The organism is Cellulomonas sp. H30R-01 (genome assembly GCF_010119915.1).
GTDB lineage: Bacteria > Actinomycetota > Actinomycetes > Actinomycetales > Cellulomonadaceae > Cellulomonas > Cellulomonas algicola.
Genome location: NZ_CP048210.1, coordinates 1,453,123 through 1,473,716, shown reverse-complemented (window position 1 = coordinate 1,473,716; position 20,594 = coordinate 1,453,123). Strand labels below are relative to the sequence as shown.

The window sequence follows — 20,594 nt, the reverse complement described above, 5'->3', positions numbered from 1 at the left end:
GGTGTGAGGTGCCACCGGCAGGTCGGCGTGCCAGGCGTGGTGCACCCGGCAGATCGGCGCGTCGTGCACAGTGGAGCCATGACGAACCTGGAGGTCCGCCCGGAGGAGGCGCTGTGCGAGGCGCTCGGGATGCGCGGCCCCGTCACCGAGCTGCACGAGGCACGCGAGGTCCCGCTGGGCGGCGTGCGGGCGATGCAGGTGCGCCGGACTCTCCCGCAGCGCGCGCTCCCGCTGGTCGGCGCGTGGTGCTTCCTCGACGAGATGGGGCCGCAGTCCGTCGACATGCGCGTGCTCCCCCACCCGCACACCGCGCTGCAGACCGTGACGTGGCCGCTCGTGGGAGACATCCTGCACCGCGACTCGGTCGGGTCCGAGGTCGTCGTGCGTCCCGGGCAGCTCAACCTCATGACCGCGGGCCACGGCGTCGCGCACTCGGAGTTCACGCTCGGCGACGCCGCACCGCTGCACGGGGTCCAGCTGTGGGTCGCGCTGCCCGACGACGTCGCGGACGGCGCGCCGTCCTTCGAGCAGGTCGCGGACCTGCCGGTGTGGGAGGCACGCGGGGCACGCGCGACCGTCTTCGTCGGCGGGATCGACGGCGCCCGGTCACGCGCGCGCGTGCACACGCCGCTGCTCGGCGCCGACGTCGTCGTCGACCCCGGCCACGACGTGGTGCTGCCGCTCGAGCGCGGGTTCGAGCACGCCGTGCTCGTGCTCGGCGGTCACGCGACCGTCGCCGGCGTGGATGTCGCGCCCGGGCCGCTGCTCTACCTCGGCGACGGTCGCGACCAGGTCGTGGTGCGTGCCGGTGCCGAGGGTGCCCGCCTGATGCTCCTCGGCGGCGAGCCGTTCGACCACGACCTCGTCATGTGGTGGAACTTCGTCGGCCGGTCGCACGCCGACATCTCCGCCGCGCGCGCCGCATGGGAGTCGCCCGACGCCGCCGAGCGGTTCGGGTCGGTCGTCGGCCACGGACCCGAGCGCATCCCCGCCCCCGCCCTGCCCAACGTGCGGCTGCAGCCGCGCCGCCGTCGTCCCCGACCGGAGCTCCCGTGACCGAGACCCTGCCCCCGTCCGCCCGCCGCGTTGCCGACGCCCTGCACGCCGCCGGTGTCACCGGGCAGGTCACCGTCCTGCCTGACTCGGCGCGGACGGCCGCCGAGGCCGCCGCCGCGCTCGGCTGCCCCGTCGGCGCGATCGCGAACAGCCTCGTCTTCCTCGCGGACGGCGAGCCGCTGCTGGTGCTGACGAGCGGCCGGCACCGCGTCGACACCGTCGGGCTCGCGCAGCGGCTCGGGCGTGAGCGGATCGCCCGCGCGACACCCGAGCAGGTGCGCGCCGCGACCGGTCAGGCGATCGGCGGCGTCGCTCCCGTCGGGCACCCGGCGCCGCTGGAGACGGTCGTCGACGTCGCCCTCGACGAGCACCCGCAGGTGTGGGCCGCCGGCGGGACGCCGCACTCGGTCTTCCCGACGACGTTCGACGAGCTCGTCGCGATCACCGGCGGCACACCGCTGGTCGTCGCCGACGACGAGGTCGCCACGGGCTGAGCGGTGGGCGGCGACGCCCGCGCGGGAGCGACCTCGACCCGTCGCGGCCGCCGCCGAACGGTCCAGGCCGGGCGCGACGGTGACGTCGCCCCTCAGGTCGTCGCCGCTGCCAGCGGGTCCTCCGCGCCCTGCAGCCGGATCTCGACGCGCGCGATGTCGTCGGCCGGGATGCTCGACGACGCCCCCAGCCCGCGCGCCTGGCCGCTGTGCGACGACCACGTCGCGACGACCGTCGCGGTCCCGTCGCCCTCGACGAGCACGAGCTCGTACACGAGCGTGTAGTCGGCCGGCGGCGCCGGGTACTCGCACGACCAGTCGAGGCGCGTGCCCCAGTTCTTCTGCTGCATCGTGAGGTTCGCGGTCACGTCGACGCCCCCGACCGGCCGCAGCGCGAGGTGCGCGGCCTGGGCGGTCACCGGGGCGGGTGCGACGGTGGGCGCGACCCACGCGCCCCCGACGGCCCCGACGAGGGCCACCGCGGCGGCTGTCGCGATCGTCGCGAGCCGGCGGCGACGGCGTGCCGAGCGCGCGCGGCCGGCGACCGCCGCGAGGTCGACGACCTCCGTGTCGGTGACCTCGGACGGCTCGGGGGCCAGGAGCGCGGCGGCCTGGTCGGGCGGCAGCGCCCGCAGGAGTCCCGGCATCCCGGCGAGCTCGGCGACACGGTCCTGGCAGGCGTCGCAGACCGCCAGGTGGTCCTCGAACCGTCGCCGGTCCGACGGTCCGAGCGCCCCCAGCACGTACGCCGCGTCCCACTCGCGGAACGTGTCGTCCGCGGGCAGGTCGGGTCGGTCGGCGCTGTCGCGGCCGGTCATGACGTCACCCCTCTCTCCTGCAGCGCGAGCCGCAGCGCGCGCAGCCCGTAGTGCAGCCGCGACTTCACGGTGCCCTCCGGGATCTGGTGCTCGCGGGCGAGCTCCGCGACCGACCGCCCCCCGTAGTACGCCCCGACGACCACGGCCCGGTGCTCGGCGGACAGGCCCGTGAGCGCGTCCGCGACGAGCCAGGCGTCGAGCACGGCCTGCGTGCCGTCGGGCGTCGGGACGTCGGGCGTCTGCTCCGTCATGTGCTCGCGCACGTGCCGGGCGCTGCGCCGGTCGTCGATCACGAGGTTGCGCGTCACCCGGTACAGCCAGGCGCGCGCCGCGTCGTCGTCCCGGGCCATCACCTCGGGGTGTCGCCACGCCCGCACCATCGCCTCCTGCACGACGTCCTGCGCGAGCTCGTGGTCGCCCGTGAGCCGCACGACGTAGTGGTGCAGCGGCCGGGCGTAGGCCGCGTGCAGAGCGCGCAGCAGCTCGTCCGCGTCGTCGTCCACGCGCGCCCCACCTCCCGTCCTGTCACCCACACCACGGACGGCACCCGCTCCGGGTTCAGGTGAACCCGAGACCTCACCCGCCCGTGGACTCCACGGGGAGCCCGCGACACCGCACCGTCCGGCGCGGGCCCGCTCCCCGGGGAAAGGGGACCACCGTGCGACGCACCATCCTGCTCACCACCCTCGGCCTCGTCGCGACCGCCACGCTGGTCGGCTGCTCGGGTTCCGGCGACGACACCGGCGCGCAGACCGAGGCGACCACCGACGAGATGACGGAGTCGACACCCTCCGACGACGGTTCGGCGGGCGCGGCCGACCTCATGACGGCCGACACGAGCCTCGGCTCGATCGTCGTCGACAAGGACGGCATGACCGTCTACTACTTCCTCAAGGACACCCCCGGCTCGGGTACGAGCGCGTGCACGGGCGACTGCCTCACGGCCTGGCCGCCCGTCTACGCGGAGTCCGAGGACGTCGTCGCCGACGGCGTCACCGGTGAGCTCGGCACCATCGAGACGCCCGACGGCGAGTACCAGGTGACGATCGACGGCCGGCCTGTCTACCTGTTCGCGCAGGACGAGGCGCCCGGCGACGTCAACGGCCAGGGCGCGAACCAGGTCTGGTACGCGGTCGCACCGGACGGGTCGCAGGTCGGCCCGTGACGCTCAGCCCTCCGCGCCGGTCTCGACGTTGAGGATGTTGCCGTCCGGGTCCGCGAACCAGGCCGCCTTCATCTCGCCCGAGACCAGCACCCCGTCCTGCCACGTGCCCTCGGGCACGTCGAAGGTCTGGAAGGCGACGCCCCGGTCGCGCAGGTCCGCGACCTCGGCGTCGAACCGGTCCGCCGACAGCTGGAAGGAGATCGCCGTCGCCTGGTTGGTGCCCGCGTAGCCCGAGGGGTACACGAGGAACTGACCGGTGCCCGCCCGGTACACCACGCCCTCCGCGGCGTCCCCCGCGCTGGTGAACCCCAGCGTGGTCTCGTAGAACGCGCGCGCCTTCTCGAGGTCGGTGACCGCGAGGACGGGGATGGCGTCGAAGTCGGAGAGCATGGCGGCCTCCTGGGCGGGCCAGACGACCCTCGGCTGGCCGGCGGCTCGACGCTAGGACCGGGCCGTGACAGGGTCAATCGCGCTGCACGGACGTGCACGTTGTCGATCCCGGCGCGGCTCGCCCGTCATGGGGTCGTCCGCCGGGCCACCGCCGCCCGGTTCCTGCGAGCGACGGAGAACCACCATGCGCTACATGCTGCTCATCTGCACCGACCCGACCGGCGAGCCGTACACCCCCGAGGGCGACCGCATCCAGGAGTGGCTCGACGAGACCGGGTCCGCCCGCCTGCACGGCGACCGCCTGCGGCCCGTGTCCGACGCCCGCACCGTCCGCGTGCGCGGCTCCGAGACGCTCGTGTCCGACGGCCCCTTCGCCGAGACCGCCGAGCACATCGCCGGGTACGACGTCGTCGAGTGCGGGTCGCTGGACGACGCGCTGCGGATCGCGGCCGGGCACCCCATGGCCCGCTTCGGGCGCGTCGAGGTGCGGCCGTTCTGGCCGTTCGAGGGGTGAGGCGCGCCGACGCGCGGCCCTGAAACGGGTGGACGGGCACCCCGCCCCGGTGAGGTAGAGTTTCCGAGGCCCCTGCGGGGGCCATCGGGCTGTGGCGCAGCTTGGTAGCGCACTTGACTGGGGGTCAAGGGGTCGCAGGTTCAAATCCTGTCAGCCCGACCGATATAACCTGAGGTCAGGGGTCGTTTCCGAAGTTCGGGGACGGCCCCTTTCCCGTTGTCCGGGAGTGAAATCACCGAGCCGCCCGCGTTCGTCGTCGCCCACCTCGCCCCGGTGACCCCATGACCGGGCGGGCCGTCACCGGTAGTGCCCGCTACCCCCGGGGGCCGACGCTTTGCTGATCCCTTCCGCGACGGCCCCCCGGGGACCTCCCGGGAGTCGCCCCCGTGCCCGAGCCGCCGACGGATGGATCAACAGCGTCGACGTCGAACCCGACGGGGTGTGAGGCACCGGCCGTCTCGTCGGCGGACCTGGAGCGCTCGACCACCTGCGCGCCCTGGCGGAGGCAGAGCTGCGCGCCGTGGTGTCCGTCGCGTTCCGACCCGACCGGCAGCGTGTTCACCCCCCCGTCGGCAGCTTCGAGGTCGACGTCACCGACGTCCTCACCGTGCCGAAGGGCCACCGGCACTGGTCCGGCGGACGTCGGCCCGGCGCGCGCCGACGGCAGCGTCCGCGCACCGTCCCCGGCGGCCGGCGAGCGTGCGCGTCGCGACCGAGCGGCAGGTCGTCGACGCCGTCCGCGCCGACGGGGCCGCACCGTCGCGCAGGCCGCACGCTCAGCGGCGGGCCGCGGTGAGGGCGTAGACCGCACGGTGCGGCAGCAGGCGCACCATCGCGGCGGCGACCCGGGCGTCCCGGCCGACGACGCGGCGCGGGGCCGGGTGCCGGTCGAGGAGCGCGCGCACGACGACGTCCGCGACGCGCTCGGGCGGCGCACCGCGTACCGCGCTGCGACGCGCGTTCGCCAGGGCGTGGTCGATCTGGCCGCGGTAGCGCGCGAGCCCCTCGGGTGGCATCGCGTCCGCGACGAGCTGGCCGGCGGCCGCGCCGCGTGACCAGATGGGCGTGGCGATCGCGCCCGGCTCGACGAGCAGCACACGGATGCCCGACGGCGCGAGCTCGGCACGCAGCGACCCCGTCAGGCCCACGACGCCGAACTTGGCCGCGCTGTAGGCGCCGAGGACGGGCCCGGCGACGCGACCGCCGATCGACCCGATCATCACGATCCGTGCGTCCTTGCCGGCGTCCCGGCTCGCGCGCAGGGCGGGCAGCATCGCCTGCGTCACACCCAGCTGGGCGACGAGGTTGACCTCGAGCTGGCGGCGGAGCACGTCGAGCGGCAGGTGCTCGAGCGGCCCGGGAAGCGCGGCACCGGCGTTGTTGACCAGGGCGTACAGCGGTCCGGCGGCGTGGACCTCGTCCCCCGCGGCACGCACGGCGTCGTCGTCGGTGATGTCGACGAGGAGCGGGCTGACGGCGTCCCCGTGGTCGAGCCGCAGGCTCGCGGCGTCGTCGGGCCGGCGGACGGTCGCCCACACGTGGAAGCGCGCGGCGACGAGCGCTGCGGTGGTCGCGCGGCCGATGCCGGTCGACGCGCCCGTGACGACGACGGATCGCATGGGCGGTCCTCCCCCGCTCGGCGTGGACCTCGGTGGTCGCCACGCTAGCGGCGGACCCGCACGGGAACCAGGGACGATGGCGCGCGACGCCCGCTCCGGACGGTGCCGGCCGGTGCTCGGCCGATGTCGGCCTGCTGCTCAGAGCGCCGGGCCGACGTCGACCAGGTCGAACATGGGCTGGACCCGGGACGCCTCGAGCGCCATGAGCGGGCTGCCGTTCGCGCCCCGCAGGCTCAGGCGCCCGTGCGGCTGGTGGGACGACACGGCGAGCAGGAGCGCGATGACGGACGAGTCGATGAACGTCGCACGCGTGAGCTCCGCCTCGCGCACGCCCGCGGCCGCGAGGTCACGTCCGAGCGTCAGACGGTCGGACCCGCGCGCCTCGGCGAGGCGGAGCACGGCGTGCACGTCGACGTCGCCCTCGACGTGCAGCACCCGGGGCTGGTCGGGGTCGAGGCGCAGTCCGCGCTGCTGGGCGGGCGCGCCACCGGAGGTCGGGACGGACGTCATCTGCCGAGTATGCGGCTCGTGCCCACCGCACGGTGACGGCCCACGCGCGTCGCAGACGTGGCGGCGTCCGTGGGTCACCCACGCGTGTGCGCCCCGTGTGAGCGTGAACACGCCTACTGTGCGCGGTGGACGTTCGCGATGACGGGAGGAGCCGCCGGTGTCCGAGAGCACGCTCGAAGCCCTGGGCGGCCGCGCCCCGCGCCCGGCGCAGTACGGGCACGACGCGCTCGTCGTGTGCGACAACCTCGTGCGGATCTACCAGTCCGGCAGCGTCGAGGTCCAGGCGCTGCAGGGGCTCGACCTGCTGGTGCACGAGGGCGAGATGGTCGCGGTCGTCGGGGCGAGCGGGTCGGGCAAGTCCACGCTGCTCGGCGTGCTCTCGGGGATGGACGCCCCGACCGCCGGCCGGGTGCGGGTCGGGCAATGGGACCTCATGGCGATGCCCGCACGCGACCGGGTCGTGTACCGCCGCCGGACGGTCGGGTTCGTGTGGCAGCAGACGTCCCGCAACCTCCTGCCCTACCTGACCGCGCGGCAGAACGTGGCGCTGCCGATCACGACGGTCCCCCGGCGGCAGCGGCGCAGGCGCGCGGACGAGCTGCTCGACCTCGTGGGCGTCGGGCACGTCGCCGACCGCCGGCCGCAGGAGATGTCGGGCGGTGAGCAGCAGCGCGTCGCCATCGCGACGGCCCTGGCCAACGCGCCGCAGCTCCTGCTCGCCGACGAGCCCACGGGCGAGCTCGACACGACCACCACGCAGGAGGTCTTCGAGACGCTGCGCACCGTGAACCGGGAGGCCGGCACGACCGTCGTGGTCGTCACCCACGACTCCGCGGTCAGCTCGCTCGTCGAGCGGACCGTCGCGATCCGCGACGGCCGCACGAGCAGCGAGGTCCTGCGCCGGGAGACCGACGGCGACGTCGTGCACGAGGAGTACGCCGTCATGGACCGCGCGGGCCGGCTGCAGGTGCCGCGCGAGTACCGCGAGGCCCTCGCGCTCACCAGCCGCGTGCGGCTCGTGCTCCAGGCCGACCACCTGGCCGTCTGGCGCGACGGCGGTGCCCGGTGAGCCCCACGCCCGGCGCGGCGGTGCAGGTCCGCGGCGTGCACCGCACGTTCGGCAGCGGGCGGTCCGCGGTGCACGCGCTGCGCGGCGTCGACCTCGACGTCGCCCCCGGGGAGCTCGTCGCGCTCGTCGGGCGCTCGGGGTCGGGCAAGACGACGCTGCTCAACCTCGTCGGCGGGCTCGACCGCCCCGACGAGGGCACCGTGCACGTCGACGGCGTCGACGTCGCCGGGCTCGACGACGACGGCCAGGCCACGCTCCGCCGCGACCGTGTCGCGTTCGTCTTCCAGACGTTCGGGCTCATGCCGGCGCTGACCGCCGCGGAGAACGTCGGCGTCCCCCTGCGGCTGCACGAGGCACCCGTCGACGTGCGCGAGCGTCGCGTCGCGATGCTGCTCGAGCTCGTCGGCCTCGCCGAGCACGCCGAGCAGCGCCCCGACGAGCTGTCCGGCGGCCAGCAGCAGCGCGTCGCCATCGCCCGCGCCCTCGCCTCGTCGCCGCGTCTCCTCGTCGCCGACGAGCCCACCGGGCAGCTCGACAGCGAGACCGGCCTCGCCGTCATGGCGCTGATCCGCGGCGTCGTCGAGGCCGAGGGGATGACCGCGGTCGTCTCGACGCACGACCCGGTGATGATCGCGCTCGCGGACCGGGCTCTCCACCTCGTCGACGGCCGGGTGGTCGAGGCGGTCGCGCGTGGGTGAGCACGTCTGGCGACGGGGCCGTGCGCAGGCGGCCGTGCTCGCCGCGGTGCTCGCCGTCATGGTCGCCGGGTCGGCGCTCGTCGGCGTGTGCGTGCTGCTCACGACCGCGGCCCCGCAGCGTGCGCTGCAGCTGGCGATGTCCGACGCGCCCGCGCCCGACGTGCAGGTCGGCGTCGCGCTCGGTTTCCCCGAGGACGCCGACGACCCCGACGTGGACCCGCTCGTCGCCGCGACCGCGCGTGACGCGTCGGACGCCGTCGCCACCGCGACCGCGCTGCTCACGGCACCGTTCGGCGACCTCCCGACGACGCGGACCACGTGGGCGTCCAGCATCATGCAGCACCTGCCCGCGGACGGCGGCCCGGTCCGGCTCGGCTACCTCGCCGAGCTCGACGACCCGGACGTGCGCGGCACCGTCGTCGCCGGCCGGTGGCCCACCGCCCCCGGGGAAGCCGCGCTGCCCGTCGCGGCGGCCGGAGCGCTCGGCCTCGACGTCGGCAGCACGACGACGCTCGCGACCGAGGCGGGCGGGTCCGGGGTCGACGTCACCGTCGTCGGCACGTTCGCGCCCCGTCCCGGCGCGTCCTGGCAGCAGGACCCGCTGCGCGGTGCGGGCGTCGGCCCCGACTTCCGCGGCCACCTCGCGGCCTACGGTCCCTTCGTCGTCACGCCCGGCGGGATCGACGCCGGCGGTGTCCCGCTGCGCCGGGTCACGCTCGTCGTGCAGCCCGACCTCGCCCGAGCCGGAGCCGTCGACCTCGCACGCGCGGGCGACGCCGTCGACGAGCTGCCCGGCGAGCTCGAGAGCGCGTTCGAGGAGCGCGCGCAGAACGTCGTCGTGGACCGGCCGTTCGCCCGGACGCTCGGCGCGGCACGCGAGCAGGGGCGCGTCACGGGCTCGGGCGTGCTCGCCGTCGCGCTGCTCGGCGCCGCCCTCGCCGCGACGACCGTGACGCTCGCCGCCCGGCTCGTCGCAGGGCGCCGCGCACCCGAGGCGGCACTGCTCGCCGCGCGCGGCATGGGTCGACGGCGGCTCGTCGCGCAGGCCGGAACCGAGGCGGCCGCGCTCGCGCTGCTCGCCGTCGGCCCCGCGACGGTCCTCGCGCTCGTGCTCTACCGCGCGCTCGCCGACGCCGTCGGTCTCGGGCCGACCGCCGTCCCCGGGCGCGACCTCGTGCCGCTCGTCGCGAGCGTCGCCGCCGTGACGGTCGTGCTCGGTGCGCTGCTCGTGCTGCCGTGGCTGCGCACCGCGTCGCCGCGCGGCCGGGAGGACCGCGTCGGTGTCGTCGCACGCTCGGGTGCCGACCTGCTGCTGCTCGTGCTCGCCGTCCTCGCGTTCCTGCAGCTGCGCGCGCACCGCGTCGCCACCGGCACCGTGGTCGACCCCGTCCTCGTCGCCGCCCCCGTGGTGTGCCTCCTGGCCGGGTCGGCGCTCCTGCTGCGTCCCCTCGCGCTGCTCGCGCGTCGCGTCGACGCCCGCGCCGGTGCGGCCCGCACGCTCACGCTGCCGCTCGCCGCCTGGGGGGTCGCACGCCGCCGCCAGGGCGCCGCCGCGGCGTTCCTCCTGGTGCTCGCGACCGCCTGCGCGACGTTCGGCGTGGGGTTCGCCGCGACGTGGACGCAGTCGCAGCGCGACCAGGCCGCCGCGCGCGTCGGGACGGACCTGTCGGTCCCTGCGCCGGGAGACGTCCTCGGCTCCGGGGCGGTCGTGCGGGACGCCACCGGTGGGCGGGTCAGCCCCGTCACGACCCGTCCGACCGTGCTCGGCTCGCGTGCGCACAGCGGCGACGAGACCGTGCAGCTCGTCGCGGTCGACACCCGGGACGCCGACGCGCTGCTGCGCGGTCGTCTGCCGTCGGGCGGCTGGGAGGAGGCGACGTCCGGGCTGGCGCCGGCCGACGACGCGGGCGGGGCCGAGGTCGCCGGCGATCGGACCGACGTCGTCGTGACGAGCCAGGTCGACGGGGAGGACGTCACGGTCGAGGCCGCGCTGACCCTCGTCGTGCAGGACGCCGACGGTGCCCGGGCCGCGGTCCCCGTCGGCACCGCGACCCTCGACGGCACCACCACGACGACACCCGTCGACGTCCCGGCCGACGCCCGCGTCGTGGCGGTCGACGCACGCCTCTCGGCCGTCGGGAGCGACCCCGACCGGCAGCGGTCCCCCCGGTTCACGCTCGACGTGACGCTGCGCGGCGCGACGCCCGCACCCGACGCCTCGTGGTGGGCAGCCACACCGCCGCGCGACGACTTCGGCGTCGTGACCCTCACGGACGTCAGCGGCGACGCCGTGCCGGACGGCGTGCGCGTGACCTTCGCAGGGAGCCTCGACCTGCCCGGCCTGTACTGGACCGACGGTGCGCTGACCGCGCTCGCGTTCGCACCCGTCGCCGAGGTGCCGGTCGTGCTGTCGGCACCCCTCGTCGACGACCTGGGGATCGGCGTCGGCGACGGCCTCCAGGTGTCGCTCGGCCTCACGCGCGTCGAGGCCGTCGTGCAGCGTGTGACGCCGTACGTGCCGTCCCAGCCGCGCGGACCCGCGGTGCTCGCCGACGTGGACACCCTGTCCCGCGCCGCCCTCAGCGTGGGCGACCTCGCCCCCCTCACCGACGCGTGGTGGGTGGGCGGCGAGCTCCGTGCCGACGCGGCCGCCACCCTGGGCGGGCTGGGCATGACGCCCGTCGTCGAGCGAGCGACCGTGGTGCGCGACGCCGTCGACGGGCCCCTGCGTGCCGCGCAGCGGGCCGCCGCGGCGCTCCTCGTCGTCGCGGCCGTCGTCCTCGCGCTCGCGGGGACCGCGCTGCACGCGACGGCCGCGCTCGAGGCGCGCGAGCTCGACGTCGCGCGGCTGCGCGGGCTGGGTGCGCCCCGCCGCACGGTGCTCGCGTCGGTGCTCGCCGAGCAGGGCTTCCTCGTCGCTGCTCCCCTGCTCCTCGGCGCGCTGCTGGGCCTGCTCACGTGCTGGGCCGTCGGCCCGCTGCTCGCGGTGTCGCCCGAAGGGCTCGTCCCGGTGCCCGCCGCGGCACCGCAGTGGCCGTGGTCCGCGCAGACGGCGGCGCTCGTGCTGCTGCTGCTCGGGTGCGCGGCGGTCGTCGTGCCGCTCGCGTCACGCGCCGTGCGACGGTCGACGATCGCGCGCCTGCGCACGGACCCGGCCGCATGAGCGCGGCGTGGCGCCGGGCCCGCGCCGACCTGTGGCCGCTGCTCGTCACCGCGGTCGTGGTCGCGCTCCTGGTGGCCGTGACCGACGCCGTCCCGCGGCTGCTGACCGCGCGGGCCGACACCGCGGTGCGCACCGCGGTCGCCCAGGCCGACCCGGCCGCCGACGTCGTGGTCACGAGCCGGTACGGCGCGGGCACGTCGGACGCGACGGCCGGCGAGTCGGACACGACGATCGGCGTCGACGACGTGGCACGTTCGCTCGACGCCGCCCTGCCTGCGTCGCTGGGCGCCGTCCTCGACCCGCCCGTCGCGTCCGCGGCGAGCTCCGACCTGAACCTCAGCACCGCGGGGCTGCCGACGGGCGGGCTGCTCCGGCTCGCGTACGTGTGGGCGGGGCAGGAGCCCGCGGTCCGGTGGCGGGACGGCGTCGCCCCCGGCCGCCCCGGGCCGGACCTGGCCGTCCAGGTGGGGCTGTCGGAGGCTGTCGCGGACGCGCTCGACGTCGGGGCCGGGGACACCGTGTCCGCGACCACCGCCGACCGGACCGTCGTCCCGCTGCTGGTCACGGGCGTGTTCGTCGCGCTGGACCCGCAGGACGCGGCGTGGACCGCCCGCCCCGAGCTGCTCGGGCCGCGCGCCTACGGACGCGAGGACGCCCGCACGACGGTCGTCGCCGGGCTGCTCTCGGCCGCCTCCCTGCCCGCCGCGCGCGCCGCGCTCGAGCCCGACGGCGTGACGCGCACGTTCCGCCTCGCCGTGGACCCGCAGGCGCTCGACCACGCCGCCGCGCGCGACCTCGTGCGCCAGGTCGCCGCGCTCGAGGCGTCCCCCGACGTCCTCACCGTGCCCGGGTCCGACGTCCGGGTGACGTCGCGCCTGGACCTCCTGCTCACGCAGGTCGGGGCGCGCGTGGACGCCACCTGGTCGCAGGCCGTCGTCGTGCTCACCGGGCTGGCGGCCGGTGGCGCGCTGGTCCTGCTCGTCGCGGGCGACCTCCTCGCGCGGCGTCGCGCGACCGCCCTGCGGACCGTCCGGGCACGCGGCACGTCGCTCGCGGGTGTGGCGGGCGCGGCTGCCGCCGAGTCCGCCGTCGTGGTCGGCGCCGGCGCGGCGGCCGGGCTCGTCCTCGGCGCCGTCGTGGCTCCCGGCACCGTGACGTGGCCGGGGGTCGTCGGCGTCGCCGCCGTCGGCGTGCTCGCTCCTGCGGCGTTCGCGACCGTGACGGCGCGGCACGTCGAACCGCGCCGCGTCCCGACCGACCGGCACCGCCGGCGCCTCGCGCAGCGTGTCCGCACCGTGCGGCGCGTGTCCCTCGAGGCCGCGCTGCTCGTCGTCGCCGTCGGGGCGACCGCCGCGCTGGTGCGCCGTGGCGCGGCGTCGCTCTCCGGCGCGGCCGACCTGCTGCTCGCCGCGGCACCCGTCCTCGTCGCGGTGACCGGTGCGCTGCTGCTCTGGCGCGGCGTCCCACCGCTCGTCGGCGCGGCGCTCGGCGCCGCACGACGGTCCCGCAAGGCCGGCCCCCTGCTCGCGATGGCCCGCGCACGGGCCGCCGGTGCCGTCCTGCCGTTCGTCGCGCTCGTCGTGCTCACGACCCTCGTCGCGTTGTGCGCCGCGCTCGCCGGGACCGCCCGCGCCGGGCAGGAGGACGGCGCGTGGGACGCGGTCGGTGCCGACGTCGTCGTCCGCACGACGTCACCGGACACCTCGGTCGAGCAGGTCGCCGAGTCGCTGGCCCGCGCCGACGGTGTCGACGCGGTCGCCGTCGCTCGCGTCCAGGACGACACGCAGCTCTTCGGCGTCCCCCGGGTCGGCACCGTGCGGGTCCTCGCGGTCGACCCGCTCCCCTACGGCGACCTGCTCGCACGCACCCCGACGGGCCCGGCACCCCAGCTCGGGGCACTCGCCGACGCGTCCGACGCCGCACGAGCCGGGACGGGGGTGCGGGCGCTCCCCGCGCTCGTCACGGCGTCCCTGCTCGACGCCGACGCCGCCCTGCGCTGGGGCGACGTGACGATCGACCTGCAGCCGGTCGGCGAGACCCCCGCGCTGCCCGCCCCGCAGGCCGAGGCCGGCGTGCCGACGGTCGTCGTCGACCGCGCCGCACTCACCGCCGTCGCCGAGGCCCTCGCGGACGCGCGCGAGAACCGCAGCGGCGCACGGCCCGCGGGCGCCGACCGGGGCGTCGCGGACGGCAACACCGTGTGGGCCGTCGGACCCGGCGCCCCGGCGGCGGCGCACACCGCCGCGGCGACCGTCGGGGCTCGCGACCTGTCCCGTGCGCAGTGGCTCGCCGACCGGCGGTCCGACCCGCTGACCAGCGGGCTCGTCGGCCTGGTCGTCCTCGTCGCGCTGGTGTGCGCGGCGCTCGCGGCGACGGTCGTCGTGCTCGACGCGGCCGCATCGGCACCCGGTCGGGCCCGGTCGCTGGCCAGCGCACGGGTGCTCGGGCTGCGCGGGCGGGCCGCCGCACGCGTCGCGGCGGGCGAGCTGCTCCCGCCGACCCTCGTGGGCGCTGTCGGGGGCGTCGCGCTCGGCGTCCTCCTGGTCGGCGTGCTCGTGGGACCCCTCGCGCTGCGGCTGGTCACCGGCCAGGCGGACGATCCCGCGGTCGCGCCCGCGTGGTGGGCGGCGGCGCCGGTCGCGCTGCTCGCGCTCACCGTCCTCGTCGTCGTCGCCGTCGAGTCCTCGACGCGCCGCCGTGAGCGGCTGGGCCAGGTCCTGCGCGTCCGCTGACCCCCTCAAGGGCCGACGGACCGCGCGCCGGCGAACAGCATGATGGTGAGACCGCCGCCGACGAGGTAGAGCACGAGCCAGCCGACGAACGACCGGTTCTCGATCCGGTCCGCCAGCCGGCCGATCAGCAGGATGATCCCGACGACGACGATGACGCCGATGACGAGCTCCATGACCCACCTCCCCCTCGAGGGCGCGCGGCGACGCGTCTGTCAGGAGAGGAGGGACGTCGACGACGAGGGATACGTGCCGTCGGCAGCCCGGGCCGTCCGCGCTCGGGTCGTCAGGCGGCGGCGTCCGTCCGTCCCGACTGCTCGCGGTTGCGGCGCAGCACCTCGAGCTCCGCGCTGACGACGCCGAGCACGACCAGGTCGACGAGCAGCCCCCAGCTCGCGTCCCACTCGGACAGCCGGAACAGGAAGAACTGCGTGACGAGCAGGCTCACGAGCACCGCCCGGCGGAACCAGCGGTAGCCCTGGACGGCGTCGCTCCGCACCTGCAGCAGCCCGACGACCGCGAACGCGGCACCGACGAGCCCGCTGACGACGGCACCCGCGGCGACCCACCACAGCCCGCCGAGGTCGCCCCACGCGAGCAGGCCGCGCATCACGGAGACGGTCGCGGTCGCCACGAGCAGCACCACCGCGAGCAGCGGCACGAAGCGGGCCCGGACCAGCACGTGCAGGACGCGCACGGCACCGCGCGAGACGGCCTCGACGACGTCGGGCAGCTCCTCGTGGTCCTCGACCACGGACCGCAGCAGAGCCCGCGTCTCCTTCGCCCCCGCGACGTCGCCGGCGGCGGCGAGCCGGGACTCGGCGCGCGCACGCGCGTGCCCGGTGAACCCGCCGACGACTCCGGCGACCGCGTCGTCGACCGCACCGGCCAGCGCCTCGCGCCGGTCGAGCGCACGCCGCCCGTGCAGCGCCTCGGCGACGAGCCCGAGCGCGACGACCGTGGCGTAGATGATCGCGGCGGTCGGCTCGTAGAAGTAGTCGTTGTCGGACGTGACGAACTTGCCGACCTCGTCGACGAACAGCCCGAACCCGATGCCGCCGACGATCGCGCCGAACGGCCGCAGGACCGGCCCCATGAACGACAGGAGCAGCACGAAGGCGAGCGCCATGAGCAGCCCGCCCCACAGCACGTGCGCGACGTGCAGCCCGCCGCCGCCGAGCTGCGGGTACCCGGACGCGGCCAGCAGGGCGCGCGTGACGAGCACCGTGAGAGCGGTGACGACGAGGAACGTGCCGAGGTTGCGCGTCGCGAGCGGGTCGCGCGGCAGACCGAGCCGCAGCATGAGGTGCACGGGCGACGACGTGCCGGGGCGTGACGTGGTGCTCACAGCGCCGCGAGCTCGCGTTCGAGGTCGTCGAGGCCGAGCGACCCCAGCCCGAGCGCGGCCGTGTGCCAGGCGCGCAGGTCGAACGTCTCCCCCGCCGCCGCCCGCCGCTCGCGCGCGCGCCGACGCCCCGACAGCCACGCACGCTCGCCGAGCTTGTAGCTGATCGCCTGGCCCGGCCACCCGAGGTAGCGCTCGATCTCGCTGTGCACGAACGCGGCCGGCGACCCGCTGCGCTGCCGGAAGAACTCCTCGCCGAGGCCGGCCGTCCACCGCTCGCCCGGGTGGAACACGTGCGACCCCGGGACCGCGAGCCCGAGGTGCATGCCGATGTCGACGACCACCCGGACCGCGCGCATCCGCTGCCCGTCGAGGTACCCGAGCCGCGCACCGGGCGTGCGCAGGTGCCCGAGCTCGTCCATGAGCCGCTCCGCGTACAGCGCCCAGCCCTCCGTCGTCGCGGGCACCGAGCCGACCGACGTCTGGAACACCGACAGGTCCCCCGCCCGGTACGCCCACTGACCGAGCTGCAGGTGATGCCCGGGCACGCCCTCGTGGTACCAGGTGCTGATCAGGTCCCACGTCGGGAACCGGTCACGGCCCAGCGTCGGCAGCCACGTGCGCCCGGGACGCGAGAAGTCCAGCGACGGGCGCGTGTAGTACGGCGCGGCCGCGGCACCGGGAGGCGCGATCATCGCCTCGACGCGGCGGACCGGGTCCGCGACGTCGACGACCGTGCCGTCGAGCTCGGCGATCGTGTCGTCCATCATGCGCTGCAGCCACGCCCGCACCTCCTCGACGCCCTCGACCGCCTCGCCGTGCTCGTCGAGGTGCGCGAGCGCCTCCTGCGGGCCCGCCCCGGGCAGCACGCGGTCGGCCTCCTCGGCCATGTCCGCCTCGATGCGCGCGAGCTCCTCCCAGCCCCACGCGTACGCCTCCTGCGGGTCGAGGTCAGCGCCCGTGTGCAGGCGCGCCGACAGCAGGTAGCGCTCGCGGCCCACCGCGTCGGGCACGTCGTCGACCGCCGGGCGGTACTCGTCGGCGATCCACCCGCGCAGCCGGTCAACACCCGCGGCGGCGGCCCGCGCGGCCGCGTCGAGCTCGGCGCGCAGCGACGCCGGCACGCCGGCCGCGGCCGCCCGGTCGGCGAACCCCGCGTGCCAGCCCCGTCCGTCGGCCGCCGCGAGCCACTCGCCGAGCTGCCCGACCACGGCGTCGGCCTGGCGGGGTGCGCTGCGCACGCCCCGACGCAGCCCTTCCTCGAGCGTCGCGCGGAACCCGTCCGCGGCGTCGGGGACCTGCGCCAGCCGTCCCGCGACGACGTCCCAGTCGTGCTCGGTGGCCGTCGGCATGAGCAGGAAGATCGACTGGAGGGTCTGCACGGGCGACGCGATCGGCCGCAGCGCGGCGAGGTCCTCGCCGCTGTCGTGCTCGGCGAGGCGCGCGGTGAGGCGCTCGCGGAGGAGCGTCGCGCAGCGGCGGTCGTCGTCGTCGCGGACCTGCGCACCGTCGAGCTCGGCGAGCACCGCGCGCGCGGCGTCGGCACGCTCGCGCGCACCGGCCGGGGACAGGTCGGGCATGCGCCGGTCGTCGGGCCGGGTGCCGAGCGCGGTGCCGACGGACGGGTCGAGGTCGGCGAGCGTGTCGACCCAGCGGTCGGCGACCTGGCGAGCGTTCGGGGCGGACGGGTCGGTCGGGGACGGCAGCGCGGGAACCATCCCCGCACGCTAACCCCCGCGCCGTCGCCTGACCGTCGTGCCGCCGTCCTGCGGCGGTCCTCCCCGGTCACGCGCACGTCGCGCGGCGCTCACGTCGTGACGTCGGCGGTCCTCCCGTGCCGGTGGAGCTTGTCGGGGTTGAGCACGAGCATGAGCTGCTCGATCCCCCGCTCCGACGTCTCGAGCATGACGAGGGCGCCGACCTCGCCGTCGGCGCGGTGCACGAGCACGCCGGTCCCGCCGTTGACCTCGACCTCCGAGAAGAGCACGTCGCTCCAGTACTTGCGCATCACGTTGTCGAGCAGCGTGACGACGCGGTCGTGACCCAGGATCTCGACCTTCGCCGCGTGCACGACCCCGCCTCCGTCGGAGCGCGCGTGGACGTCGTCGGCGAGGAGCCGTTCGAGGTCCGCGACGCTCCCGGCGCGTGCGGCCGCGAGGAACGCGGTGACGAGCTCCCGCCGCCGGGCCGGGTCGGCGGGGGCGCGACGGCCGGAGCCGAGCGCGGTGCGAGCACGCCGGACGAGCTGCCGCGCGTGCGCCTCCGTCACGTCGAGGACCTCCCCGACCCGCCGGTAGGAGTAGTCGAACGCCTCGCGCAGCACGTACGCGGCGCGCTCGGTCGGCGTGAGCCGCTCGAGCAGCACGAGGACGGCGGCGTCGAGCGCCTCGGCCCGCACCGCGCCGAGCAGGGGGTCGGCGCTGGTGTCGACGGGCTCGGGCAGCCACGGCCCGACGTACGTCTCGCGGCGGGCGCGCGCGGACGTCGCGGCGTTGATCGCGAGCCGCGTCGTGGTCGTCGTGAGGAACGCGGCAGGGTTCTGCACGCCGCGGCGGTCCGTGTTCTGCCAGCGGATCCACGCGTCCTGCACGACGTCCTCGGCCTCCTCGACCGAGCCGAGCATGCGGTAGGCGATCCCGAACAGCTGCGGCCTGACGTCGAGGAAGTCGGTGACGTCGTCGTCCGCGACGGACGGGGGTCCCGGCTCCGGGCGCGCGGTGTCGTGCGGCACGAGCCTCACCCTAGGGCCGGGACCCCCGGCGGTCAGCGGGCCACCGCCTGCGCGGCCTTCCACGCGGCGAGCGTCGTGGCGCCGATCCGCGCGCCGTCACCGAGCGGCACGATCGTCGTGGCGTCGAGGAGCGTGCCGAAGTAGCGCGCGTCGGGGTCGGACACGACCTCGCGCGGGTCGCCGGCGGCGGCGAGCTCGGCGCGCAGCAGCTCGTCCATGCGGAACCGCTGCGGGCCGGCGACCTCGACGATCCCCCCGACGGGCTCGGCGAGGGTCACGTCGACGACGGCGGCGACGACGTCCTGCGCAGCGACCGGCTGGATCGCGCCCGTGGTCGCGTGCACCACGCCGTCCTGCGTCGCGCCGTCCGCGATCGCGCCGAGGAACTCGAAGAACTGCGTCGCCCGCAGGATCGTGAACGGGACGGGCGAGGCCGTGACGAGCTCCTCCTGCGCGACCTTCGCCCGCAGGTAGCCGCTGTCGGGCGCGCGGTCCGCGCCGACGATCGACAGCACCACGTGGTGCCGCACGCCCGCGGCCTCCTCGGCCGCGAGCAGCGTCCGCGTCGACGTCGTGAAGAACGCGAGCACGTCGTCCGGTGCGAACGACGGAGAGTTCGACACGTCGACGACCGTGTCCGCCCCCGCGAGGGCCTCCGCGACGCCGGCGCCCGTCAGGGTGTCGACGCCGGTGCTGGGTGCCGCGGGCACGGCGTCGTGACCGCGCTCGCGGAGCTGCTCGACGACCTGGGCGCCGATCCGGCCGGTGCCGCCGATGACGACGATCTTCATGCTGACCTCCTGTGGGTGGGTGGTGCGGTGGGTGGTGCGGTGGGCGGTGCGGTGGTCGTGGGACCGGCTGACGGGTGCCGTCCGGACGACGACGTGACGAGGGCGGGCCGCTGCCGGCCGTCGGCGGCCAGGCGGCGCGGGACCAGCACGTCGGGGTCGCCGCCCGCCACGAACGCGGCCCGCGGCCGGCCGACGCCGGGCAGGGACACGACGTCACGCCCGAAGACGGCGGCGGACGCCCACAGCAGCGCGACGCGGACCTTGCGCTCCCACGTCGGGACGGCCAGCACGTGGTACGCCCGGTGCACGGCCCACGCGAGCCACCCCGTGAGGACCAGGCGCCGGTACTGGAACACGCCGTGGTGGCGGCCCAGCGTCGCGACGACGCCCAGGCTCGCGTGCCGGTACCGCCGCACGCGACCGCCCCGCAGGTCGGCCAGCACGTTGTCGGCGAGCAGCCGGCCCTGCCGGACCGCGTGCTGCGCGTTCGGGACGGTCAGCGCGCCCGGCACGTCCGACGCGAGGTCAGGGACGGCGGCGTTGTCGCCCGCCGCCCACGCGTCCGGGACGGGCGCGTCCTCGGTGCCGACCCGCAGGTCGCTCCGCACCACGACGAGCCCGCGTCCGTCGACCGGCAGGTCCGTGTGGTTCGCGACGACGGGGTGCGAGGCGTTCCCGGCCGTCCACACGAGCAGCCCGGTGTCCCACTCCTCGCCCGTCGACAGCACGACGTGCCCGTCCGTCGCGGACAGCACCTGCGCACCGAGGTGCACCAGGCCGCCGCGCCGCGTCAGGTGGCGCACCACCCACCGCCCGGGACCGTCCGTCACCTCGGGCAGGATGCGGTCGCGCGCCTCGACGAGGTGGAACCGCAGCTCGTCCGCGACCACCTCCGGGTAGCGGCGCAGCAGGTCCCGCGACAGCGCCAGGAGCTCGCCGAACACCTCGACCCCCGTGAACCCGCCCCCCACGACGGTCACCGTCAGGTGCTGCGCCCGCTCCGCCCCCGGCGGCAGGTTCGCCGCCGCGTCGAACCCCGTGAGCACCCGGTCGCGCACCGCCACGGCCTCCTCGACGTGCTTGAGACCGATCCCCGCGTCGCTCAGACCCGGCACCGGGAACGTCCGCGTGACGGCACCCGCGGTGACGACCAGCACGTCGTAGCCGAGGTCGCGCTCGCGGCCGTCGACGGTCCGGACCGTCGCGGTCCGGTGCGCGTGGTCCACCGCCGTGACGTGCCCCGTGACGAGCCGCGTCCGGCGCAGGTGCGCGCGCAGCGAGACCGCCACGTGCCGCGCCTCCACCGACCCGGCCGCGACCTCCGGGAGGAACGGCTGGTACGTCATGAAGCCGCGCGGGTCGACGAGCGTGACCTCCGCCTCGCCCCGCCGCAGCCGCTTCTCCAGGCGCCACGCCGCGTAGAAGCCCGCGTAGCCGCCACCCACCACCAGGATCTGTCGCACAGCAACCTCCGATCGCTCTCGGTAGGTCGACCGTGCAGCCGT

At 76.4% G+C, this 20,594-nt stretch carries 19 protein-coding genes and 1 tRNA gene; 9 read left to right on the top strand and 11 right to left on the bottom strand.

Annotated features, from left to right (window positions below):
- Positions 1–78: 78 nt before the first annotated feature.
- Both GXP71_RS06440 and GXP71_RS06435 read left to right on the top strand, forming a co-directional pair.
- Positions 79–1,056, top strand: coding sequence for a pirin family protein (locus tag GXP71_RS06440; RefSeq protein WP_162351984.1), 978 nt, complete (start codon positions 79–81; stop codon positions 1,054–1,056).
- Positions 1,053–1,550 carry a YbaK/EbsC family protein gene (locus GXP71_RS06435; protein WP_162351983.1) on the top strand — a complete coding sequence of 166 codons (498 nt, stop codon included), beginning with the start codon at positions 1,053–1,055 and terminating at the stop codon, positions 1,548–1,550. Before GXP71_RS06440 ends, GXP71_RS06435 begins: the two co-directional genes overlap by 4 nt.
- 92 nt (positions 1,551–1,642) lie before the next feature.
- Here the strand turns inward: GXP71_RS06435 and GXP71_RS06430 are convergent, their stop codons facing one another.
- Together GXP71_RS06430 and GXP71_RS06425 are read right to left on the bottom strand one after the other, a co-directional pair.
- Positions 1,643–2,365 carry an anti-sigma factor gene (locus tag GXP71_RS06430; RefSeq protein ID WP_162351982.1) on the bottom strand — a complete coding sequence of 241 codons (723 nt, stop codon included), beginning with the start codon at positions 2,363–2,365 and terminating at the stop codon, positions 1,643–1,645.
- A complete protein-coding gene (locus tag GXP71_RS06425; protein WP_162351981.1) occupies positions 2,362–2,868 on the bottom strand; it encodes a sigma-70 family RNA polymerase sigma factor in 507 nt (168 codons plus the stop codon). Before GXP71_RS06425 ends, GXP71_RS06430 begins: the two co-directional genes overlap by 4 nt.
- A gap of 155 nt (positions 2,869–3,023) precedes the next feature.
- Between GXP71_RS06425 and GXP71_RS06420 the strand changes: the two genes are divergently transcribed.
- Complete coding sequence (locus GXP71_RS06420; RefSeq protein WP_162351980.1) at positions 3,024–3,530, top strand: hypothetical protein; 507 nt, start codon at positions 3,024–3,026, stop codon at positions 3,528–3,530.
- A 3-nt stretch (positions 3,531–3,533) separates the two neighbouring features.
- Here GXP71_RS06420 and GXP71_RS06415 read toward each other — a convergent pair whose 3' ends face one another.
- Positions 3,534–3,920, bottom strand: a complete 387-nt coding sequence (locus GXP71_RS06415; protein ID WP_162351979.1) for a VOC family protein — start codon at positions 3,918–3,920, stop codon at positions 3,534–3,536.
- 184 nt (positions 3,921–4,104) lie between these two features.
- On the opposite strand from GXP71_RS06415, the gene GXP71_RS06410 reads away from it, so the two are divergent.
- Positions 4,105–4,434, top strand: coding sequence for a YciI family protein (locus tag GXP71_RS06410; protein WP_162351978.1), 330 nt, complete (start codon positions 4,105–4,107; stop codon positions 4,432–4,434).
- 85 nt (positions 4,435–4,519) lie between these two features.
- A tRNA-Pro gene (locus GXP71_RS06405) sits at positions 4,520–4,593 on the top strand.
- Positions 4,594–5,210: 617 nt separating this feature from the next.
- On the opposite strand, the gene GXP71_RS06400 is transcribed toward GXP71_RS06405, so the two are convergent.
- Both GXP71_RS06400 and GXP71_RS06395 read right to left on the bottom strand, forming a co-directional pair.
- Positions 5,211–6,053: an SDR family NAD(P)-dependent oxidoreductase gene (locus GXP71_RS06400; protein WP_162351977.1), complete on the bottom strand. Its 843-nt coding sequence runs from the start codon at positions 6,051–6,053 to the stop codon at positions 5,211–5,213.
- Between the two features lie 138 nt (positions 6,054–6,191).
- The gene (locus GXP71_RS06395; RefSeq protein WP_162351976.1) at positions 6,192–6,563 is read right to left on the bottom strand and encodes a hypothetical protein; all 372 of its coding nucleotides are present in this window, start codon (positions 6,561–6,563) and stop codon (positions 6,192–6,194) included.
- A 157-nt stretch (positions 6,564–6,720) separates the two neighbouring features.
- Between GXP71_RS06395 and GXP71_RS06390 the strand changes: the two genes are divergently transcribed.
- Genes GXP71_RS06390 through GXP71_RS06375 form a run of 4 tightly spaced genes read left to right on the top strand, consistent with a single transcriptional unit; the run spans position 6,721 to position 14,225 of the window.
- Positions 6,721–7,632, top strand: a complete 912-nt coding sequence (locus GXP71_RS06390; protein WP_162351975.1) for an ABC transporter ATP-binding protein — start codon at positions 6,721–6,723, stop codon at positions 7,630–7,632.
- Complete coding sequence (locus tag GXP71_RS06385) at positions 7,629–8,330, top strand: ABC transporter ATP-binding protein (protein ID WP_162351974.1); 702 nt, start codon at positions 7,629–7,631, stop codon at positions 8,328–8,330. The genes GXP71_RS06390 and GXP71_RS06385 overlap by 4 nt, the downstream gene beginning before the upstream one ends.
- A complete protein-coding gene (locus GXP71_RS06380; protein ID WP_162351973.1) occupies positions 8,323–11,493 on the top strand; it encodes an FtsX-like permease family protein in 3,171 nt (1,056 codons plus the stop codon). The genes GXP71_RS06385 and GXP71_RS06380 overlap by 8 nt, the downstream gene beginning before the upstream one ends.
- The gene (locus GXP71_RS06375) at positions 11,490–14,225 is read left to right on the top strand and encodes an FtsX-like permease family protein (RefSeq protein WP_162351972.1); all 2,736 of its coding nucleotides are present in this window, start codon (positions 11,490–11,492) and stop codon (positions 14,223–14,225) included. Before GXP71_RS06380 ends, GXP71_RS06375 begins: the two co-directional genes overlap by 4 nt.
- Before the next feature lie 5 nt (positions 14,226–14,230).
- Here GXP71_RS06375 and GXP71_RS06370 read toward each other — a convergent pair whose 3' ends face one another.
- The 6 genes from GXP71_RS06370 to GXP71_RS06345 all read right to left on the bottom strand — a co-directional run bounded on the left by GXP71_RS06370 (position 14,231) and on the right by GXP71_RS06345 (position 20,552).
- A complete protein-coding gene (locus GXP71_RS06370) occupies positions 14,231–14,398 on the bottom strand; it encodes a hypothetical protein (protein ID WP_160142880.1) in 168 nt (55 codons plus the stop codon).
- A 110-nt stretch (positions 14,399–14,508) separates the two neighbouring features.
- Positions 14,509–15,570: a hypothetical protein gene (locus GXP71_RS06365; protein ID WP_238402661.1), complete on the bottom strand. Its 1,062-nt coding sequence runs from the start codon at positions 15,568–15,570 to the stop codon at positions 14,509–14,511.
- The gene (locus tag GXP71_RS06360; RefSeq protein WP_162351971.1) at positions 15,567–17,285 is read right to left on the bottom strand and encodes a DUF885 domain-containing protein; all 1,719 of its coding nucleotides are present in this window, start codon (positions 17,283–17,285) and stop codon (positions 15,567–15,569) included. Before GXP71_RS06360 ends, GXP71_RS06365 begins: the two co-directional genes overlap by 4 nt.
- Before the next feature lie 89 nt (positions 17,286–17,374).
- On the bottom strand, positions 17,375–18,298 hold the full coding sequence (sigJ, locus tag GXP71_RS06355) for an RNA polymerase sigma factor SigJ (RefSeq protein ID WP_162351970.1): 924 nt from the start codon (positions 18,296–18,298) through the stop codon (positions 17,375–17,377).
- Between the two features lie 32 nt (positions 18,299–18,330).
- On the bottom strand, positions 18,331–19,089 hold the full coding sequence (locus GXP71_RS06350) for an SDR family oxidoreductase (RefSeq protein ID WP_162351969.1): 759 nt from the start codon (positions 19,087–19,089) through the stop codon (positions 18,331–18,333).
- On the bottom strand, positions 19,086–20,552 hold the full coding sequence (locus GXP71_RS06345; protein ID WP_162351968.1) for an NAD(P)/FAD-dependent oxidoreductase: 1,467 nt from the start codon (positions 20,550–20,552) through the stop codon (positions 19,086–19,088). The genes GXP71_RS06350 and GXP71_RS06345 overlap by 4 nt, the downstream gene beginning before the upstream one ends.
- Between the last annotated feature and the right edge of the window lie 42 nt (positions 20,553–20,594).

Excerpts from the sequence above, each read along its gene's own strand:
- GXP71_RS06430 (WP_162351982.1), bottom strand. The coding sequence starts at position 2,365 with ATGACCGGCCGCGACAGCGCCGACCGACCCGACCTGCCCGCGGACGAC.
- GXP71_RS06395 (WP_162351976.1), bottom strand. The coding sequence starts at position 6,563 with ATGACGTCCGTCCCGACCTCCGGTGGCGCGCCCGCCCAGCAGCGCGGA.
- GXP71_RS06375 (WP_162351972.1), top strand. The coding sequence starts at position 11,490 with ATGAGCGCGGCGTGGCGCCGGGCCCGCGCCGACCTGTGGCCGCTGCTC.
- GXP71_RS06360 (WP_162351971.1), bottom strand. The coding sequence starts at position 17,285 with ATGGTTCCCGCGCTGCCGTCCCCGACCGACCCGTCCGCCCCGAACGCT.
- GXP71_RS06410 (WP_162351978.1), top strand. The coding sequence starts at position 4,105 with ATGCGCTACATGCTGCTCATCTGCACCGACCCGACCGGCGAGCCGTAC.
- GXP71_RS06440 (WP_162351984.1), top strand. The coding sequence starts at position 79 with ATGACGAACCTGGAGGTCCGCCCGGAGGAGGCGCTGTGCGAGGCGCTC.
- GXP71_RS06370 (WP_160142880.1), bottom strand. The coding sequence starts at position 14,398 with ATGGAGCTCGTCATCGGCGTCATCGTCGTCGTCGGGATCATCCTGCTG.
- GXP71_RS06350 (WP_162351969.1), bottom strand. The coding sequence starts at position 19,089 with ATGAAGATCGTCGTCATCGGCGGCACCGGCCGGATCGGCGCCCAGGTC.
- GXP71_RS06415 (WP_162351979.1), bottom strand. The coding sequence starts at position 3,920 with ATGCTCTCCGACTTCGACGCCATCCCCGTCCTCGCGGTCACCGACCTC.
- GXP71_RS06400 (WP_162351977.1), bottom strand. The coding sequence starts at position 6,053 with ATGCGATCCGTCGTCGTCACGGGCGCGTCGACCGGCATCGGCCGCGCG.